The sequence below is a fragment of the Desulfofundulus sp. TPOSR genome (genome assembly GCF_011393055.1).
In the GTDB taxonomy this organism is placed as follows: Bacteria; Bacillota; Desulfotomaculia; order Desulfotomaculales; family Desulfovirgulaceae; genus Desulfofundulus; species Desulfofundulus kuznetsovii.
This window is the reverse complement of the sequence record NZ_JAAOEF010000003.1, coordinates 68,411-86,927: the sequence shown is the minus strand read 5'-3', so window position 1 is coordinate 86,927 and position 18,517 is coordinate 68,411. Positions and strand designations below refer to the sequence as shown.

The following is an 18,517-nucleotide window of genomic DNA, read 5'->3' as shown; positions in this document are numbered from 1 at the left end:
ACTTCGGGCACGAATTAAAATAGTAATTTTGTAAATTGAACGAAAATGAGATTTTAATGTTTTGCGTCATTTTTCAAATAAAAAGGCTATACTAATAGTTGCATCCGAGGCCGGAAAAGATCCTTAAGTTTTGTTCACCTCAGTAGTTTTTACTTTGTTACCGGCCACAGGTTGCGTAAATCTGCCGTCTTGAGAGCATTGAGAAAGCGCAGGTGCAATTCGGGATATCTGATAAGTAGATTAGCCACGAACTCCCTCATTTCCTGCCGTTTGGTCTTGCCGTTAACGGGACAGGGATTTTCTAAAACGGGCAGGTTTTTTTGCCGCGCCATTTCCCGTACGTGCTCCTGGGTCAAGTAGATTAAAGGACGGATCATGGTGACATCGCTCCGGCTTAAATAAGTAATAGGAGAAAAAGTACGAAACTGCCCGGTGTAAAAAAGGCTCATGAAAAAGGTTTCAATTACATCATCCAGGTGATGTCCCAGGGCCACTTTGTTGCATCCCAGGTCCCGGGCGGTATTGTTTAAAGCCCCCCGGCGCAGGTTGGCACACAGAGCACAGGGGTTTTTCTCCTGCCGGATATCGAAAACCACCTCGGCAATATTGGTGGGTTTATAGTAAAAAGGAACCCCCTCGTGCTCACAAAATTCCCGCAACACGTTTACTTCCATGTCCCAGCCGGGATCTACATAAATGCCGTGCAGGGAAAATTTAATGGGTGCCACCCGCCGGACAAGGTTCAGGATATGCAAAAGCACGCTGCTGTCCTTCCCCCCGGAAAGGCCCACCGCCACCCGGTCCCCATCTGCAATCATGCCGTAATCCACAATGGCCCGCTTTACCCGGGTTACCACATACCGCTGAAACTCTTTGCTCAAGATTGAACCGCTCCTTGAATATTCGAAAGTTAACCCTTCGAGTACATTACACCCTAATTATATTTGCCGTTACTGTTCTGTCAAAGGTAAATAACAACAGCTGGCCCGGAGGTATTTTAGATTAAGCATGCGGCAGGATTTTTATTATATCATATAGAAAGAACATGCTTGTAGGTACTGTCGCATAACTACCCGGGGCGGCGGTCGTCCCTCGTCGCTCCGTGCTACGGGCCGGACGAAACATCGGCTTGCCTCGGAGCGAACCTGGCAGCGCTGCATATGCGCCGAAAGTCTTTTTTCCTCATGGATAGTTACAGCATAAGTAGCTCAATCGTTCTATCGATACTGTTACCAGCGCAATTCGCGCTGCCGGTTCGCTAACCTCGGCAGCGCCGTGTTTCGTATCCGGCCCTCCGCAATGTCGCTCCTTATGGGACGACCGCCGCCCGTTTCGTTTAATTTTCGACGAAGGATAGCGTAGTGTTGAAAGTTGAGCTTTCTTTTTACCTTCGTCTGAATATTCTTGGAAATAATCTTCCGAAAGGTGTTGCAACTTTCCATGAATATAAAACAGCTGGAAGCATTTTTGCTGGTCGCTGAACTGCGCAATTTTACCAAAACCGCCGGACAGTTGGGGATGAGCCAGCCGGCGGTAAGCTTTCAGATTAAAGCGCTGGAGGAAGAGCTGGGCGTCACCCTTTTGGAGCGCAATGAAAAAAAGGTGCTGCTTACTGAGGCCGGACGGCTTCTCTACCCGGAAATCAAGCAAATGGTACGCCATTACCGGAAAATCCGGGCTATGGTCAATGAACTACAGGGGTTGAAAAGCGGCCATCTCATGCTGGGAGCCACCAGCATGCCTGCCGAATGCCTGCTCCCCATTTTTATCGGCGGTTTCCGGGAGCAGTACCCGGGAGTCCGGGTAAGCCTGCAGGTGGGCAATAGCGCTACAGTGGCACGCTGGTTACAGGACCGGGAGATCGACATTGGCGTTTTGGGAGCGGCAATGGGTGGAGAGAGCATCGAATACCACCCCTGGTTGGAAGACGAATTGATCTTTATCGTTCCCTCCTGGCACCCCTGGGCGGGCAACAACATCTCCCTGGAGGAGTTGACCCGCGAGCCGCTGATTATCCGTGAAGCCGGTTCGGGCACCAGGCAGGCTCTGGAGGCCAAACTGGCCGAACACAACATTAACGTGGAGCATTTTCCCAGCATACTTGAACTGGGCAGCAGCCAGTCCATGGTGCAGGCGGTCCGGGCCGGGCTGGGGATAGCCGCGGTTTCCCGCCGTGCGGCCCACGACGCCCTGGAAACAGGCAAAGTGGCGCGGGTAATTATCCCGGGGATGCAAATACGTTACTACCTGTACCTGGCCTGGCCCCGGCAGGTCAGCAACGGCCTCTCAGCCAGCATCTTCAAAAGCTTCCTCATGGACAGGGAACTATGCCGCCGTTTGTTGGGGAAAACGGGCTAACGCCGGGGATTTCAACCGCATGGTTGGATGGCAGATACCCTTTGCTTCCAATGCCGTCCGGTAGGAGAAATGTTATGGCCGGCATAGATCCGGCGTTTTTGCCCAAAGATTACAGTAAAATTCTTAAAAGCGCTAAAGACCTGCGACACACGAATGATTGCGACGATTTCTACCTTGGTACCAAAGCGCACAGAATTAGAGTCCCGGACTATTCCGGGACTCTCGGGTTTTTTGACAAACACCTGTTCTCCGGGGTTTATGTTGGGGTTTTAAAACCGCTCTCTGGGAGTGTAGTGGGTGTGCAGAAGCTCGTGGGACTTGTGCCCCAGGGGCTCGCCCAGGAACTCACTGTACAGGGCTTGTACGGCCGGGTTTTCATGGGATTTACGCAGCGGCATCTGCCGGTCGACCTGGTAGATGGCCGCGATACGCCTGGCCCGGGTCTCGTTGTCCACGGGAACCGGTTGGCCGCCGCCGCCGATACACCCGCCGGGGCAGCACATGATTTCAATGAAATGGTACTCTCTTTCCTTGTTCACTACGGCATCCAGGACCTTGCGGGCATTGCCGAGCCCGTGGGCCACGGCTACTTTCAACTCCGTCCCGGCCAGGTTGACGGAAGCTTCCTTCACCCCTTCCAGCCCGCGGACCTCCTCAAAGTCCAGGGACACCAGGGTGGCACCCGTGACCAGTTCATAAGCGGTGCGCAGGGCCGCTTCCATCACCCCACCGGTAGCCCCGAAGATGACCCCCGCCCCGGTGGAAATACCCAGGGGCGCGTCGTAATCTTCCTCGGGAAGGGAGTCAAAATCAATTCCCGCCTGCTTGAGCATCCTGCCCAGTTCCCGGGTGGTGAGCACCACGTCCACATCCCGGTAGCCGCTGGCGTTCATCTCCGGGCGGCCGGCTTCGTATTTTTTCGCCGTACAGGGCATGATGGAAACCACGAAGATCCTGGCCGGATCGATACCTTCTTTTTGCGCATAGTAGGTCTTGGCCAGGGCACCGAACATCTGCTGCGGCGACTTGCAGGTTGATAAGTTAGGCAGCAGGTTGGGGTAAAAGTGCTCAATAAATTTGATCCACCCCGGGCTGCACGAGGTAATCAGGGGGAGCCTGCCGCCGTTCTGCAGGCGGTGAATTAACTCGCTACCCTCTTCCATAATCGTTAAATCAGCGGTAAAATCAGTATCAAAGACTTTATCAAATCCCAGGCGCCTTAAAGCGGCCACCAGCTTGCCCGTGACAATGCTTCCCGGTTCCAACCCGAACATCTCGCCGATGCTTACCCGTACGGCAGGGGCGGTTTGCACCACCACGTGCTTTTCCGGGTCGGCCAGGGCGGCCCAAACTTTGTCCGTTTCATCCCGCTCGTGAATGGCCGCCGTGGGACAAACCAGCGAGCACTGGCCGCAGTTGACACAGTTTACCTCGCCCAGCGGAGCCAGGAAGGCCGGTGCCACCACGGTATCAAAGCCCCGTTCCTGGACGGCAATGGCGCTGACCCCCTGCACCTTTTCGCACACCGCCACGCAGCGGCGGCAAAGGACGCACTTGCGCGGGTCACGGATTATAGAGGGGCTGGAATCGTCCACCTCGTAGGGAGACATCTCCCCCTGGAGGCGAATTTCTCCCACTCCCAGCTCGGCCGCCAGTTGCTGCAGTTCGCAGCCGGTATTGCGTACACAGGTCAGGCACTCCTGGGGGTGGTTGGACATGATCAATTCCAGATTAAGCCGGCGCGCGTGCCGTACCGCCGGTGTATTGGTATGAACCACCATCCCCTCGGCGGCCCGGGTTACACAGGCGGCCACCAGCGCGCGGGCTCCCTCTACCTGCACCAGGCAAAGGCGGCAGGCACCGATGACGTTCAACTCCTCCAGGTAACAGAGCGTGGGGATTTTTACCCCAGCCTGCCTGGCCGCCGCCAGGATGGTGGTGCCGGGCGGCACCTGAACCTGCCGCCCATCTATAGTAAGCGTCACCAGGGACATGTCTCTCCCTCCAGCTTTAAATGGTATAGATAGCACCAAACTTGCACTTTTCCATACACGTGCCGCACCGGAGGCATTTTTCCAGGTCTATCCGGTGGGGCTTCTTTTTCTCTCCGGAAACAGCTTTTGCCGGACATACCAGGGCGCAGCGCCCGCAACCATTGCATTTTTCTTCGTCTATGGCGTACACCATCAAGGCGCGGCAAACCCCGGCGGGACACTTCTTGTGGTATATATGGGCTTCATACTCGTCGCGGAAATGGCGGATGGTGCTGAGCACGGGATTGGGGGCGGTCTGTCCGAGGCCGCACAGGGCGGAAGACTTGATGCCGTGCCCCAGCTCTTCCAGAAGCTCGATATCCCCATCCCGGCCCTCACCCCGGGTGATCCGCTCCACAATCTCCAGCATGCGCTTGGTGCCGATGCGGCAGGGAGAACACTTGCCGCAGGACTCGTCCTGGACAAACTCGAGGAAGAACCGGGCCAGGTCCACCATACAGGTATCCTCATCCATGATAATTAAACCGCCGGAGCCCATGATGGCTCCCAGCTGGGTCAGCGACTCGTAATCCACCGGCACGTCCAGGTAACGGGCCGGGATGCAGCCGCCGGAGGGGCCTCCCGTCTGCGCGGCCTTGAATTGCTTACCTCCAGGGATGCCGCCGCCAATATCAAAGATAATTTCCCTCAAGGTGGTACCCATGGGCACCTCAACCAGACCGGTGTTGTTTACTTTACCGGCCAGGGCGAAGACCTTCGTTCCCTTGCTCTTCTCCGTACCGATGGAGGCAAACCATTCGGGCCCGTTCAGGATAATGGGCGGGATGTTTGCCCATGTTTCCACGTTGTTGATCACCGTGGGCTTTCCCCAGAGGCCTTCCTGGGCGGGGAAGGGAGGTCTGGGCCTTGGTTCACCGCGGCGGCCTTCAATGGATGCCAGCAGGGCCGTTTCCTCGCCGCAGACAAAGGCGCCGGCTCCCACCCGGATTTCCACGTCGAAACTAAAGCCCGTGCCAAAGATGCTTTCTCCCAGCAGGCCGTATTCCCGGGCCTTTTCGATGGCCAGGCTCAATCTTTGCACCGCCAGGGGGTATTCGGCCCGGACATAAACGTAGCCCTGGTTTGCTCCTATGGCGTAGCCGCAGATGGCCATGGCTTCCAGCACGCTATGGGGGTCCCCTTCGAGAATACTTCTATCCATAAAGGCGCCCGGATCGCCCTCGTCGGCGTTGCAGACCACGTACTTGGGCTTCCCCGGCGCTTTGGCTGAAAACTCCCACTTCAAGCCGGTGGGAAATCCTGCGCCGCCCCGCCCCCGCAAGCCGGATTTTTTGATGCACTCGATGACTTCTTCCGGGGTCATGCTGGTAAGCACTTTGCCCAAAGCCCGGTACCCGTCGCGGGCAATGTATTCTTCCACCGATTCAGGGTTGATGATTCCCGTGTTGCGCAGGGCAATGCGGGTCTGCTTTTTAAAGAAATCTATCTGATCGGAGGTCACCGCCGTCTTGCCGTCTTCGGGCGTCTTGTACAGCAGGCGCTCCACCACCCGCCCCTTCAACAAATGTTCTTCGGCGATCTCCACTGCATCCGCGGGTTTTAACTGGCGGTAAAACACTCCCTCGGGATAAACCACAATTACCGGACCCAGGTCGCAGGGACCCATACAGCCGGTTTCAACCACCTTAACTTCGCGCTTTAAACCCAGCCTGTCGATGCTCTCTTCCAGGGCAGATTTTACTGCCTGGCACCCCGAGGAAATACACCCGGCCCCGGCACAGACCAGAACATGAGCCCTGTAAAGTTCCATACCAACCCCCCCTACTTACTTAATAGTCCACTCTTTAATTATCTGGCCGTTGACCAGGTGGGAAACCACAATTTCCCGCGCTTTTTTCTCATCCACGTGTCCGTAGGTAACCTTATCCCGGCCGGGCCTTTCCACTTCCACCAGCGGCTCGCAATGACACAGGCCGGCACACCCGGTCTGGGTTACCGTTACACCCTTCAGTCCCCTCTTGCTGATTTCCTCCAGGATGGCCGTGAGCACCTCCCGGGCCCCCGAGGCAATCCCGCAGGTGCCCATGGTGACTACAACTTTTACGTCCTCCCTGCCCTCCCGCAGGCGCATCTCTTCCTGCAGCTTCTCCCTGAGCTTATCCAGCTCGGCGAGCGACTTCATACCCACCACCTCCATTTAGGATGTTTAAATTTTCGGCAAGGTACTGGCGCAGCCAGATAAGTACCTCCGGTGTATCCAGGGATATCCCTTTGAGGCGGGACCTGATTTCCCCGGCATCCATCTCAAAGCTCTGACCGTTGAAAATGTGACGGTAGCACAGGTCCAGGTGGCCGTTGCCCACCAGCAGGCTGACGATGGTCCGGGGCATATCCCCCAGGGGGGGACGGTCCCAGCAATAATAAGGGAAGGTAGCCACAACCGTTGTACCGCGTCCAACTTCACTCCTTATTTCCAGGTTGCCGCCGCACCGCTCCACCGCCGCCTGTAAAAAGGGTAACCCCAGACCCACCTTTTTGCCGCTTTTGGTGGTAAAAAACGGGTTGGTCAACTGGCGCTGGACGTTTGGAGGAATTCCGGAACCGTTGTCAACCACAGAAAAACGCAACAGGTCGCCGGCCGGATCTTCTTCGACGGTAATCTCCACCCGGGTAGCCCCGGCCTCCAGGGAGTTCCTGGCGACGTCCAGGATGTGGTGAGCCAGTTCTTCCATCATGGGAATCCCTCCCAACAATTACTGCCGGTAAGCCGCCAGGATACCGGACAGGCGCTCCGGTTGAACCCGGGCGTGAACGTCTTCATCCACAGTGATCACCGGTCCCAGGCCGCAGGCCCCGAGGCAGCGCACCACTTCCAGGGAAAACTGGCCGTCTTCGGTAGTCTCCCCGGGCTTGAGGCCCAGCTCTTCTTTGATGCGGTCCAGGAGCTGCCCCGCTCCCCGCACGTAGCAGGCCGTACCCTTACATACGCTGATCTGGTGCTTGCCCTTGGGATGAATGGTAAAGAAGGAGTAAAAAGATACCACGCCGTAAACCTGGCTCAGGGGTACATTCAGCGCCCCGGCAACCCTTTGCAGCACTTTTCTGGGCAGGTAGCCATAGATCCCCTGCGCCTGGTGCAGCACCTGAATTAACGCCGAGGGCTGGCCGCGATACTGCTCAAGCAGCGCATCCATCCTGCTGTTCAATTCCCCGCTACACTTGCAAGCAACGGACATCACAACAACCTCCTTGCTCATGGTCTATCTATGCTAGTAGCGGACCCCAAAAGGATACATCACCTCCCTTCATGTCCCGGTCTTCAATCTACCGGTGCGGGCGCGGCCGTCCCCGCTCATTTTTGTGGTTCAGCGACACTATTTTCCTCCTGGTTGATCAAACCGGCCCTGGTGAGCAGGCAATAAAACCTGCCGGCGGCATGAAAACTATCAAGGGGTGTGGAGAAGAGAGGCACACCTTCCTTCTCGGCCAGGGCAACGGTATCCGGCGGGGGAACCCGGCCTCCGGAAATAACAACCCCGCTCAAACCCACCAGGGAAGCCACGGCCACTACATTCCGGTGGCGCTGGATGGTAATCCACAGGCTCCCCCGGCGGGCACGGGCCAGCACGTCGCTCATCATATCACCACAGTAGGCCCCGTACACCGGGGGCAGGGGCAGGGCATTGTGGTAATGGGCTGTCAGCTCCAGTTCCGCAATTATTTCCCGCCAGTCAATCAGCTTCACCACCCCCGTCCCTTGCCTGTTTCCAGTCCCTTCCCATGGCCGGCGGCTGTTTCTGGGCCAGTTCGACCATCTCTTCCGCCAGCTGCTGCAGGCGCTCCCGCAGTTCAAAGATGCAGTAGCTGCGGCGGGCATACCCCTGCACTATATCTTCAGCCAGGGCGCGGCAGCTGGGGGAACCGCAGGATCCGCAGTCCAGCCCGGGGAGTTCGGCGCAAATCCGCTCCGCCTCTTCCAGCCGGGCCAGGGCCACCTGGGGGTCTTTGGCCAGGGTTAAGGCCGGGCGGGCCGGAATGGGTGTTTTCAGGCGATAGTAGTCGAAATCCCGGGGAAAGTCCCATGGTTCCCCGGCAGGGTACAACTTGACCAGATTACCCATGCGCACCCGGGCCACAAAAGGGTTCTGCGGCACCAGGGGGCCGCCGATACAGCCTCCCGTGCAGGCCTGGGCCTCCAGGTAATCGATGTCCGTAAGGCCTCCCCTTTCTATTTCCTCCAGAACGCTAATCACGCTGTGGATACCGTCAACGGCCAGCAGCGATCCGGCTTTAATGGCCTCGTTTTCTCCCCCTGCGCGGCCCCAGCCAATGCCCACTCCCGAAGCCCGGGGGGCCACCGGGTATGGTGCGGGCATTTCCAGACGTTTGAGCAGAGCACCATAAACCACGGCCATGGAGATGGCCCCATCGACACTGGATCTACCTTCGGACGGTTGTTTTACTTCCGTCACTTTGGCGGGACAGGGGGTAATGAAAAAGGTTCCAATCTCGCCCGGTTCAAGCCCGGTCTTCCGGCAGGCCTGCTCCCGGGCCATACGCCCGGCTATTTCCATGGGAGACTCTATGGGAATGATGTGTTCCAGCAGGCTGGGAAAGCGCACCTGGATTAACCTGACTACCGCAGGACAGGCTGATGAGATCAACGGCCGGGGCCTGTCAACACATACTTCCATATAATGCCTGATGGCCCACGAAACGGCTTCAGCAGCCAGGGCTACTTCAAAAACATCATGAAAGCCCAGGGCTAGCAGGGCACTTAATACCTGGGAGGGGGTAACTTCGGGTTTAAACTGACCGTAAAAGGAAGGAGCAGGGAGGGCAACGGTATACTTAAAATCTTTTAGTTTTTCCAGGCAATCGGTGATGGCCAGCTTGGCCTGGTTGGGGCAGATGCGAATACACTCACCGCAGTCAATACAGCGCTCCTCGATAATGCGGGCTCTACCCTTGCGAACCCGGATGGCTTCGGTAGGGCAGTGCTTGATGCAGTTGGTGCACCCTTTGCATTTTTCTTCGTCGAGACGCACTGAATGGAAATATTGCTGCATTTTTAATCACCACTTCTAGATATTGTCCCATACCCCGGCAGCGGTCGTCTCCCGTCGTTCCGTTCAGCTCTTAGCTAGCTACTGTCGCATAACTATCGGGGCGCGGTCGTCCCCCCGTCGCTCCGTGCTGCGGGCCGGACGAAACATCGGCTTGCCTCGGAGCGAACCTGGCAGCGCTGCATATGCGCCGGAAGTCTACTTTCCTCATGAATAGTTATAGCTTAAGCAGCTCAATCATTATATCGATACTGCTACCAGCGCGATTCGCGCTGCCGGTTCGCTAACCTCGGCTGCGCCGTGTTTCGTATCCAGCCCTCCAGCCCAGCACTCACTGGTTAAGCACTTCTTCGAAGTAGTGTTGCAGGCATATGAGCAATGGCTATTCTTAAGAAAGAAGTGCTCCAGTGAGTGCTGGGTCGCTCCTTATGGGACGACCGCCGCCCATCTAGTTTCTGGTTTTGTGACAGTATCAACTAATTGTTGAAAACTGCCGCCCACAGTCTGGTGCCTTTATTTACTTCCGACTGGATATCCAGTTCATCGGCGCTTTTTTTGATGTTGGGCAGGCCCATGCCTGCTCCGAAACCCATCTCCCGGATGTGGGGAGGAGCGGTGGAATATCCTTCCTGCATGGCCAGGGGAATATCGGGAATACCCGGGCCTTCATCTTCGGCGATGATTTCCACCTTATGGGGAGTGATATTGGCTGTCAGGGTGCCGTGATAGGCATGGATGACGATGTTCATCTCCGCCTCGTAGGCAATGATGATGGCCTTGCGGATGGTCGCGGGATCCATACCGGCCAGCTGTAAGGCTTTCTTTATCTTTGTTGCGGCCTGGCCTGCCCGGCTGAAATCCATCCCCTTCACCTGAAACTTCAGTTGCAAGGCACCTTACCCCCGTTTCAGGAACTCCGCAGTCCCGCCTGGTAGAGGATGCCGCAACTTTCAAACAGGAACAGATCGGTCGCCAGCAAGGGAAGACCCTTTTCCCGCGCCAGCTTGATTACGTCTTCACCGGGCTTCTTACCCCGCACAAAAACGATGGCCCGTGCCTCCACCATTTCCGCAAGACGGATGATCTGCACATTGGTAAGCCCGGTGAGCAGAAGGCAGCCCGGCCTGGCAAAACACAAAGAGTCACTGATCAGGTCGCAGCCAAAGCCGGAAGTGACCTCTGTATCAAGCCGGTCGGCACCGCAGAGCACATCGGCATTGAGCATCTTTTTAATGACATGCAACTTGATTGTCGTTCACCTGCCATAAAAAGCTTTTTTGATCATTCGGCCTGTACAATAATATTATGTTATCGTTAGCCATCAAAATTGTTTATTACAACAGAATAATACTTTTTTTCAAAAAAGCAATACAAGTTTGCTAAATGGTCATTTGAAGGGGATAAGCGGTCATATAAAACGGCCTAACGGCAGTAGCGCCGCTTTTTAACAAAAATCTCTTTTTATCACCTCCCAACGTATTCCACAAAAAATCCCCCTTTGCTACCAAAGATATTTTCAACGATTAGGGTAACAAAGGGGGACTTGATGAACCGCCGGATGCAAACCCGCACAAGGCATGTTAAGTACAAACTAAAAGTACAGGTCCCGCTGTCCTTTTTCGATCATTTCCAAACGGGCTACGGTTTCTTCACGCACGGCGGGATTTTCGATCAACTCCAGGTGTTTCTGGATGGTCTCCTCACCCACCCGCCTGGTTTCCGGAGAAGCATAGTCCAGGAGAAATTCCTTGAAGGTGAGAATGGCGTTGGGCTGGCAGACGTTCTGGATCTGGCCGGTTTTAGCTAAAGACATAAACCGGTCGCCGGTGCGCCCCTTGCGGTAACAGGCCGTACAGAAGCTGGGTATGTACCCGGATAAACAAATGCTGCGCAGCACTTCGTCGGGGCTCCGGTGATCCTCCACCTGGAACTGGGCAGTATCTCCCTCCTCCCGGTGTTCGCCCATCAGAGCCCTGTGGTAGCCTCCCACGCCCGTACACGAACCGGCGCTGATCTGGGAAATGCCCACCGAGATCAATTCATCCCGGAACCCGGGCCGTTCCCGGGTGGAGAGAATCATGCCGGTGTAAGGTACGGCCAGGCGCAAAATGGCGATGATTTTTTTGAAGTCCCGGTCGGAAACCAGGTAAGGGAAGTTTTCCAGATTGATATTCAAGGCCGGGCGCAGCCGGGGAACCGAGATGGTGTGGGGACCTACGCCAAAGCGCTCTTCCAGATGCAAAGCATGGAAGAGCAGGCCCAGCACTTCAAACTTATAGTCATATAAACCAAATAAAACGCCCAGGCCCACGTCATCAATGCCGCCTTCCATAGCCCGGTCCATGGCCGTGGTGTGCCAGTCGTAATCCCGCTTGGGGCCGGAGGGGTGCATGGCCCGGTAGGTATCGCGGTGGTAAGTTTCCTGGAACAAGATATAGGTACCAATGCCAGCTTTTTTCAAAAGCCGGTATTCATCCACCGTGGTGGCGGCGATATTCACGTTCACCCGCCGGATGCTGCCGTTCCTGTCCTTAACGGAGTAGATGGTCTCGATGGCTTCCAGCACGTAATCGATGGGGCAGTTGACGGGGTCCTCACCCGTTTCCAGGGCCAGCCGCTTGTGTCCCATAGCTTCCAGGGCAATCACTTCATCCCGTATTTCCTCCATGGTCAGGCGGCGCCGCACCAGTTCTTTGTTGTCCCGGCGGTAACCGCAGTACCGGCAGTTGTTGATGCAGTAGTTGCTGATATAAAGGGGGGCAAAAAGAACCAGCCTTTTGCCGTAGATCCTTTCTTTAACCCGGTAGGCAGTAGCAAACATCAGGTCCAGGGTATCCTGGTCCTCCACATGCAGCAACACGGCCACTTCAAAGGGAGAGAGCCCCCTGGCCTCTTCCGCCCGGGCGATGATCTCCCGGGCCGTGGCAGGAGTTGCCCGGCGGCCTTCTTCCAGCAGGCCGTTAATCTGCTCTTCGTTGATAAAGGTAGCCGGTTCACACTTCACTGTTCCATCCCTCCTTGGATTTTCGGGGAATGCCCCGGTCCGCTCCCCACCCGCCGGTTTAAGGAAAAGATCAGGTTCTTCAACGAAACCAGTGTCGTTTCCATTTCCTCGTGCAGTCCCGCCTTTCCGGGATAGATCTGGTAATAGCAGCGGTAAGGCGGCGGGGTTGTATCGGGCATAATCACATTGGCACCAAAGCAAAGCCCCATACGCCGTCCCTGGGGATGGATGGTACCCAGGGCCGTGGTGGCGGGCAAATGGGCCTGGGGAAGGAGCAACCTGGCTATGGCCAGCACCTTCAGGGTGAGTTCCAGCTCTCCGGGAGGCTCTTTGGCCAGGGGTGTTTGCGGATGGGGTATGAAGGGGCCAATGCCCGCCATCTCCACGTCCAACTCCCGCATGAGCAGGATGTCGGCGGCCAGGGTTTTCAGAGTCTGGCCCGGCAGGCCGACGATGTTCCCCGACCCCACCTGGTAGCCCAGCTCCCGCAACCACTTCAGGCGCAGCAGCCGGTCCTGCAAGGTGGTACCCGGCCGCAGCCGGGCAAAAAGGGCGGCGTCGGCGGTTTCGTGCTTCAAGAGGTAGCGGTCGGCCCCCGCTTCCCGCCACAGGCGGTAATCCTCAAAGGAACGCTCGCCGACGGAAAGGGTTACCGCTCCCACCCCCACCTCTTCCTTTAAACGCCTGATTATATCCGCCAGAACCGGGGCCGTGTAATGGGGATCCTCCCCCGATTGCAGAACAATGGTCGGAAGACCCAGCCCGGCGGCCTTGCGGGCAGCGGCCAGGATTTCTCCGGGAGTTAAGCGGTAACGCCGCAAATTCCGGTTGTCCCGGCGCAGGCCGCAGTAAAGGCAGTTCCGGCGGCAGTAGTTGGAAAACTCAATGATGCCCCGTAAGTGCACCTCATCTCCCAGGGATGCCGCCCTCACCCCGTCGGCCGCCCGGCCAAGGGCATCAACCTCCTCGCCCCTGGCCTGGAGGAGAATAAGAATTTCCCGGTGCTCAAGGCTATGGGCTTCTCTGGCTTTGGCCAGCGCTTCCATGAACTCGTGCCGCATAGGATCACCTGTGTTCGCGATACCTGCTCAACAGGGCCAGCTCATCTTCAAATTCCACCTGTTCCTCTTCCAGAACGGCTAAAGCCTGGGGGAAGGGGGATAATGCCCGCTTTAAAACCCCGTGAATGTGAGCCATGAGCACGCCGTAATTGACAATGGGCACCCCGGCTTCCTGGGCCTGCATGATCCGGTAGAGCATTTCCCGGCGGTTGAGCATACAGGCCCCGCAGTGCACGATCAGCTTGTAATCCCGGAGATTTTCAGGCAGGGTGCTCCCGCCGCTGGCCACGTCAAATACCAGTTCCCCTCCCACCGCCTGCCGGAGCCAGCGGGGTATCTTCACCCGGCCGATATCATCCTGGATGGGGTGATGGGTACAGGCCTCGGCAATGAGGATTTTGTCCCCGGGCTTTAAATCCTTGACGGCCCTGGCCCCGGCCACCAGGGTGGGCAGGTCTCCTTTATAGCGGGCAAACAGGATGGAGAAGGAGGTAAAAAGCACATCCGGCGGTGTGTCGGCCACGGCCTTGAGGTAGGCCGAGGCATCGGTAACCACCAGCTTCGGCTTCACGGCCATGCTGGCCAGGGCGTACTTCAGCTCCCGCTCCTTGACCATCACTGCCACGGCGTCGTTTTCCAGTACGTCCCGGATTACCTGCTGCTGCGGGAGGATGAGCCTCCCCCTGGGAGCGGCCTTGTCAATGGGGATGACCAGTACGACCAGGTCCCCCGGTTCAATCAGGTCCCCCACAATGGTGGGAAGGGCCCAGTCCCTGGGGGCGGCCTTTACGACGGCCATTTTCAGCTCATTGATGCCCCGGCGGGTCAAAGCGCTGACCGCCACAAAGGGCACATCCAGTTCCTGCTGCCACGGGCGGTTAACCGCTTCGGGGTAGAGATCGATTTTGTTGATTACTCCCAGCACCGGCACTTTTTGTTCCCGGGCCCGGTTCACCACATCCCGTTCATATTCCCCAATTCCCCGCCCGGGATCCACCACCAAAAGGGCCAGGTCGGTTTTGTTGAGCACCTCCAGGGTCTTCTGCACCCGCAGGGCGCCCAGTTCCCCGGTATCGTCCAACCCCGCCGTGTCGATAATCATCACCGGCCCCAGGGGGAGGAGCTCCATGGCCTTGGCCACGGGATCGGTGGTTGTGCCGGGGATGCCGGAAACGATGGCCACTTCCTGGTTGGTTATGGCGTTAATTAAGCTGGATTTGCCTGCATTACGCCGGCCGAAAAGGGCAATATGCAGCCGCTGCCCCCGGGGGGTAGCATTCAGGCTCATGGCTTATCACCTTCCCTGGTTAAAAAGCGCTTTAAATGCCGCACGCCGGCCACACCCGGAGTGGTCAGCTCTTCCGGCTTCAGGATTGCTTCGATTTCCTCCCTGGTGAACAACCCCTCCTCCACCAGCAGTTCCGTCACCGGCCGGCCGCTCCGGACCGCCCGCAGAACCATGGCGGTAGCCTTCTCGTAGCCCAGGTAAGGGACAAAGGCGGTGATCACCCCCTGGCTGGCTTCCAGCAGCTGCCGGCAGCGGGCCTCATCAGCTTGAATGCCCCGGACGCATTTTTCCGCCAGCAACCTGGCCGCCCCGGTCATCATTTCCAGGGAGTGGAGCAAATTGTGGGCAATCAGGGGAAGGAAGGCATTTAACTCCAGCTGCCCGGAAGCCGCGGCCATGTTAACGGCCGCATCGCCGGCCATCACCTGGTAGGCCACCTGGGTGACCATTTCCGGGATTACGGGGTTGACCTTGCCGGGCATGATCGATGAACCGGCCTGCACCTCAGGCAGTACGATTTCCCCCAGCCCCGCCCGGGGGCCGGAAGATAACAGGCGCAGATCCCCGGCTATCTTGGCCAGGTTGACAGCGGCGGTCTTTACAAAGCCGGAGACCTCCGCGAAAATGTCGGCATTTTGCGTGGCTTCCACGGTATTTTCCGCCCGGGCCAGGCTAAAACCGGTCAGCTCCCGCAGGATCTCCACCACCCGGAAGATATAACGCCGGCTGGCGTTGAGTCCCGTCCCCACGGCTGTCCCACCCAGGTTAACCTGCCGCAGGCGTTCCTCTGCCTTGTACAAACGCCACCAGTCCCGGGCCACCGCCTCAGCGTAGGCGCTGAACTCCTGGCCCAGGGTAACGGGCACTGCATCCTGCAACTGGGTGCGGCCGATCTTGAGTATGGAGGCAAACTCCTTCTCCTTGGCCTGCAGGGCCCCCTGCAGAACAGCCATGGCCTGGCTCAACTCCCGCACCAGTTTGATGGCCGCCACCCGCAGGGCCGTAGGGTAAACGTCATTGGTGGACTGACCCAGGTTAACGTGATCCAGCGGATGGACCAGTGAGTAATCTCCCTTTGTCCCCCCAAGGATTTCAATGGCCCGGTTGGCAATGACCTCGTTGACATTCATGTTGGTGGAAGTGCCCGCCCCGCCCTGAAAGGCGTCGACGACAATTTGATCATGCCACTGCCCCCGGGCCAGCTCTTCCGCCGCCTGCACTATGGCCCCGGCAATGCGGGGTTCCAGCAAGCCAATCTCCCTGTTGGCCATGGCCGCGGCTTTTTTGACCAGGGCCAGGGCCCAGATGAGCTCACGATGAACGGGAATCCCGGACACGGCAAAATTTTCTTTGGCCCTTAAAGTATGGATGCCGTAGTAGGCATCCCGGGGGATTTCCCTTTCACCCAGCAGATCTTTTTCTACCCGGTAGGACACCTCAATCCAACACCCTTTTTGATATTGTCGCATAACTACCCGGCGCGGCGGTCGTCCCCCGTCGCTCCGTGCTACGGGCCGGACGAAACATCGGCTTGCCTCGGAGCGAACCTGGCAGCGCTGCATATGCGTCGGAAGTCTTATTTTTTCATGATATAATCACAGCTTAAGTAGCTCAATCATTCTACCGATACTGGTACCAGCGCGATTCGCGCTGCCGGTTCGCTAACCTCGGCAGCGCCGTGTTTCGTATCCGGCCCTCCGCAATGTCGCTCCTTAAGGGACGACCGCCGCCCGTTTTGTTTCTGATTTTGCGACAGTATATTTTTTATGTGTTACTTGCGGGACACCAGGGCGCTTTTTACCTGCACACCCCTGATACTGCCCAGTTTTCCCGTCATAGCCCCGATTTCGTCGGTGGTGCCGTCAACAATCAGGGCGATGACCGAAAGGTTCTTCTCGCGGTAAGGTATGCCCATGCGCCCCACAATAATCTCCGCATATTCCCCCAGGATGCTGTTGATCTTCCCCGCGGCATGCTGGCGGTCTTCAACCAGGATGCCGACCACCCCAATGCGCCTTTCCACACTTTCACCTCCCAACGCCGCAGCTTAAACGCACCCCGCAATTCGTCCACAAATGAGCGCACCATGCCTTTTTAAAGACACTATTAATGTAAACAAAAAAGCCTGCCTTTCTCCTACGAAAAGCAGGCTGCTGCCCAGTTCTTCGCTGCCCCCTTGAGTACAGGAAAAACCCTTTTCGCAGGGAAGGCTGTTATGCCGTTGTCATACCCCTCCGGCTCAGGGCCACCTGGCCCCCATCCGTCAGGGTACTTATGAAAGATTATACTGTAAAATCAGTAATTTGACAATAATTTTTAACCCTGAGGTGTGATCCGTCTGTGATATTCCTACTTCTAACTTCCGACCTCTAATCTCCATTCCGGCCATCCAAAGCCTCGGCCCCGCCTCCGTCCTCAATTTCGCTAAGTTTAGTCTTCCGCTTGGCTCAAGTCGCTCGCTTTCGAGCTAAGTCACGCTCTTAAAACTGGAGATAATTTTTGACCCCACCGATACAGCCCAACCCAAGAAAGGCAAAAACTTATTTATAGTTGTTGCTGGTGATGGCAAATATTGGTTAACATTCCCCTGATTTCTGCGTCCACCCCGGCCCTGGCGACACACTCTTCTCCTTGCAACATCGGGCAAGCCCGGTAGAACTCGTCCGCGCCTTACAACTACCTCTAATTTCTCGCCTTCCGTAGCCCTGCGCACTATGTCTTCCAGGTTTTTGACAAATTCCCGACTGTATCCCTCACCCCGGTAGAAGTGCAGGCAAATCAAGTGGTGCCCCCTCAATTTGATCACAACCACCCCACCTTTTTGGCCCATTTTTTGGGGCTATGCACCTACGATTTTAATCAACCCTTAAGTCGTAGCCGTATTTCTGCGAAAGGGCAGCCAATTCTTCCGAGAGTGTTTTTAAGTACCCGCGGGGATCGCTAAGGTACTGTTCCAGGTGCTTCAGCGCCCAGGGAAGCCTGTCCCGGCAGGCGACCCTTAAACGGTGCATGGAAGCGGGGTAAGGGTTCAACGAATCGAGATAGACTTCCCTAACCCCGGCTTCTTTCAGGCCAGATATAAGCTCCTCCAGCACCCCGGGAGTGTCGCTTAGCCCCGGGAGGATAGGCGCAATAAAGGCCCATACGTGCAAGCCTTCCTCAGCGAGTCTTTTCGCGGCCAGGAGGCGCGCAGAAGGTGGGGCAGCCCCGGGTTCTAACACGGAGGCCGTTTTGTCATCGGGAGTAGTTACTGTAAAACCGATGGAGCATTTTTTCAACTTCTTGAGTACATCCACATCCCGTACTACAATGTCTGATTTCGTGAGCAGGTCAATCTCCGCGTATGGCCGCTCCTCCGCAAAGATCTCCAGGGATCTCCTGGTAAGGCCGAACTTTTCTTCCGCAGGCTGGTAGGCGTCTGTGACGGTACCAAAGATAATCCTACCCGAAAGGTTTCTTTTCCGCCGCAATTCTTCCCCCAAAACCTCCGGGAAGTTGACTTTAGCGGCTACGAAATCGCCCCATTTCCCGGAATGGCCGGAAAAACGAAGCACTGTGTCCGCATAACAGTAACGGCACCCGTGGGAGCAACCGACATAAGGGTTCAGGCAGTAGCGGTAGCCCGGAATGCCGGTCCTGCTGAGGGCCGTTTTGCAGTAGGTCGGGCTTATCGCCGCTTTGGTCATTTCGACGTGGCTCCGTTCCTTTTAGTCTCCGGAAGTTTTGTTGTTTTCACCGGGCAACTT

General features: G+C 56.8%; 17 protein-coding genes. 1 reads left to right on the top strand and 16 read right to left on the bottom strand.

Going from position 1 to position 18,517, the window contains the following annotated elements:
* Positions 1–149: 149 nt before the first annotated feature.
* Positions 150–881: an ATP-binding protein gene (locus G7K71_RS11185; protein ID WP_166346450.1), complete on the bottom strand. Its 732-nt coding sequence runs from the start codon at positions 879–881 to the stop codon at positions 150–152.
* A 559-nt stretch (positions 882–1,440) separates the two neighbouring features.
* Here G7K71_RS11185 and G7K71_RS11180 point away from each other — a divergent pair.
* A complete protein-coding gene (locus G7K71_RS11180; protein WP_166346447.1) occupies positions 1,441–2,358 on the top strand; it encodes a selenium metabolism-associated LysR family transcriptional regulator in 918 nt (305 codons plus the stop codon).
* A 269-nt stretch (positions 2,359–2,627) separates the two neighbouring features.
* Here the strand turns inward: G7K71_RS11180 and G7K71_RS11175 are convergent, their stop codons facing one another.
* From G7K71_RS11175 to G7K71_RS11105, 15 genes are all read right to left on the bottom strand, one after another.
* Positions 2,628–4,352, bottom strand: a complete 1,725-nt coding sequence (locus G7K71_RS11175; protein ID WP_166346444.1) for an NADH-dependent [FeFe] hydrogenase, group A6 — start codon at positions 4,350–4,352, stop codon at positions 2,628–2,630.
* 16 nt (positions 4,353–4,368) lie between these two features.
* Complete coding sequence (nuoF, locus tag G7K71_RS11170; protein WP_166346442.1) at positions 4,369–6,162, bottom strand: NADH-quinone oxidoreductase subunit NuoF; 1,794 nt, start codon at positions 6,160–6,162, stop codon at positions 4,369–4,371.
* Positions 6,163–6,177: 15 nt separating this feature from the next.
* Positions 6,178–6,534 carry a ferredoxin gene (locus G7K71_RS11165; protein ID WP_013823359.1) on the bottom strand — a complete coding sequence of 119 codons (357 nt, stop codon included), beginning with the start codon at positions 6,532–6,534 and terminating at the stop codon, positions 6,178–6,180.
* Positions 6,509–7,087: an ATP-binding protein gene (locus G7K71_RS11160; RefSeq protein ID WP_243174877.1), complete on the bottom strand. Its 579-nt coding sequence runs from the start codon at positions 7,085–7,087 to the stop codon at positions 6,509–6,511. Before G7K71_RS11160 ends, G7K71_RS11165 begins: the two co-directional genes overlap by 26 nt.
* Positions 7,088–7,105: 18 nt before the next feature.
* Positions 7,106–7,588, bottom strand: a complete 483-nt coding sequence (nuoE, locus tag G7K71_RS11155) for an NADH-quinone oxidoreductase subunit NuoE (RefSeq protein ID WP_166346439.1) — start codon at positions 7,586–7,588, stop codon at positions 7,106–7,108.
* Positions 7,589–7,704: 116 nt separating this feature from the next.
* On the bottom strand, positions 7,705–8,100 hold the full coding sequence (locus G7K71_RS11150) for a DRTGG domain-containing protein (RefSeq protein ID WP_166346436.1): 396 nt from the start codon (positions 8,098–8,100) through the stop codon (positions 7,705–7,707).
* A complete protein-coding gene (locus G7K71_RS11145; RefSeq protein ID WP_013823363.1) occupies positions 8,084–9,421 on the bottom strand; it encodes a [Fe-Fe] hydrogenase large subunit C-terminal domain-containing protein in 1,338 nt (445 codons plus the stop codon). Before G7K71_RS11145 ends, G7K71_RS11150 begins: the two co-directional genes overlap by 17 nt.
* 473 nt (positions 9,422–9,894) lie before the next feature.
* Positions 9,895–10,308: an ATP-binding protein gene (locus G7K71_RS11140; protein ID WP_166346433.1), complete on the bottom strand. Its 414-nt coding sequence runs from the start codon at positions 10,306–10,308 to the stop codon at positions 9,895–9,897.
* A gap of 17 nt (positions 10,309–10,325) precedes the next feature.
* The gene (locus G7K71_RS11135; protein WP_013823365.1) at positions 10,326–10,661 is read right to left on the bottom strand and encodes a DRTGG domain-containing protein; all 336 of its coding nucleotides are present in this window, start codon (positions 10,659–10,661) and stop codon (positions 10,326–10,328) included.
* Positions 10,662–11,009: 348 nt separating this feature from the next.
* Complete coding sequence (gene hydG / locus G7K71_RS11130; RefSeq protein ID WP_166346431.1) at positions 11,010–12,422, bottom strand: [FeFe] hydrogenase H-cluster radical SAM maturase HydG; 1,413 nt, start codon at positions 12,420–12,422, stop codon at positions 11,010–11,012.
* Positions 12,419–13,483: a [FeFe] hydrogenase H-cluster radical SAM maturase HydE gene (gene hydE, locus G7K71_RS11125; RefSeq protein ID WP_166346428.1), complete on the bottom strand. Its 1,065-nt coding sequence runs from the start codon at positions 13,481–13,483 to the stop codon at positions 12,419–12,421. The genes hydG and hydE overlap by 4 nt, the downstream gene beginning before the upstream one ends.
* 4 nt (positions 13,484–13,487) lie before the next feature.
* Entirely contained in the window at positions 13,488–14,771 is a 1,284-nt protein-coding gene (gene hydF / locus G7K71_RS11120; RefSeq protein ID WP_207712886.1) for a [FeFe] hydrogenase H-cluster maturation GTPase HydF, read from the bottom strand.
* Entirely contained in the window at positions 14,768–16,207 is a 1,440-nt protein-coding gene (locus tag G7K71_RS11115; RefSeq protein WP_313884966.1) for an aspartate ammonia-lyase, read from the bottom strand. Before G7K71_RS11115 ends, hydF begins: the two co-directional genes overlap by 4 nt.
* A 335-nt stretch (positions 16,208–16,542) precedes the next feature.
* Positions 16,543–16,794 carry a TM1266 family iron-only hydrogenase system putative regulator gene (locus G7K71_RS11110; RefSeq protein ID WP_121450938.1) on the bottom strand — a complete coding sequence of 84 codons (252 nt, stop codon included), beginning with the start codon at positions 16,792–16,794 and terminating at the stop codon, positions 16,543–16,545.
* An 832-nt stretch (positions 16,795–17,626) separates the two neighbouring features.
* Complete coding sequence (locus G7K71_RS11105; protein WP_166346423.1) at positions 17,627–18,457, bottom strand: radical SAM protein; 831 nt, start codon at positions 18,455–18,457, stop codon at positions 17,627–17,629.
* Positions 18,458–18,517: the final 60 nt, after the last annotated feature.

What these genes read in the sequence shown, in the direction of transcription:
- G7K71_RS11105 (WP_166346423.1), bottom strand. Translation starts at nt 18,457, where the DNA reads ATGACCAAAGCGGCGATAAGCCCGACCTACTGCAAAACGGCCCTCAGC.
- G7K71_RS11145 (WP_013823363.1), bottom strand. Translation starts at nt 9,421, where the DNA reads ATGCAGCAATATTTCCATTCAGTGCGTCTCGACGAAGAAAAATGCAAA.
- hydF (WP_207712886.1), bottom strand. Translation starts at nt 14,771, where the DNA reads ATGAGCCTGAATGCTACCCCCCGGGGGCAGCGGCTGCATATTGCCCTT.
- G7K71_RS11160 (WP_243174877.1), bottom strand. Translation starts at nt 7,087, where the DNA reads ATGATGGAAGAACTGGCTCACCACATCCTGGACGTCGCCAGGAACTCC.
- G7K71_RS11180 (WP_166346447.1), top strand. Translation starts at nt 1,441, where the DNA reads ATGAATATAAAACAGCTGGAAGCATTTTTGCTGGTCGCTGAACTGCGC.
- hydE (WP_166346428.1), bottom strand. Translation starts at nt 13,483, where the DNA reads ATGCGGCACGAGTTCATGGAAGCGCTGGCCAAAGCCAGAGAAGCCCAT.
- nuoE (WP_166346439.1), bottom strand. Translation starts at nt 7,588, where the DNA reads ATGTCCGTTGCTTGCAAGTGTAGCGGGGAATTGAACAGCAGGATGGAT.
- G7K71_RS11175 (WP_166346444.1), bottom strand. Translation starts at nt 4,352, where the DNA reads ATGTCCCTGGTGACGCTTACTATAGATGGGCGGCAGGTTCAGGTGCCG.
- nuoF (WP_166346442.1), bottom strand. Translation starts at nt 6,162, where the DNA reads ATGGAACTTTACAGGGCTCATGTTCTGGTCTGTGCCGGGGCCGGGTGT.
- G7K71_RS11165 (WP_013823359.1), bottom strand. Translation starts at nt 6,534, where the DNA reads ATGAAGTCGCTCGCCGAGCTGGATAAGCTCAGGGAGAAGCTGCAGGAA.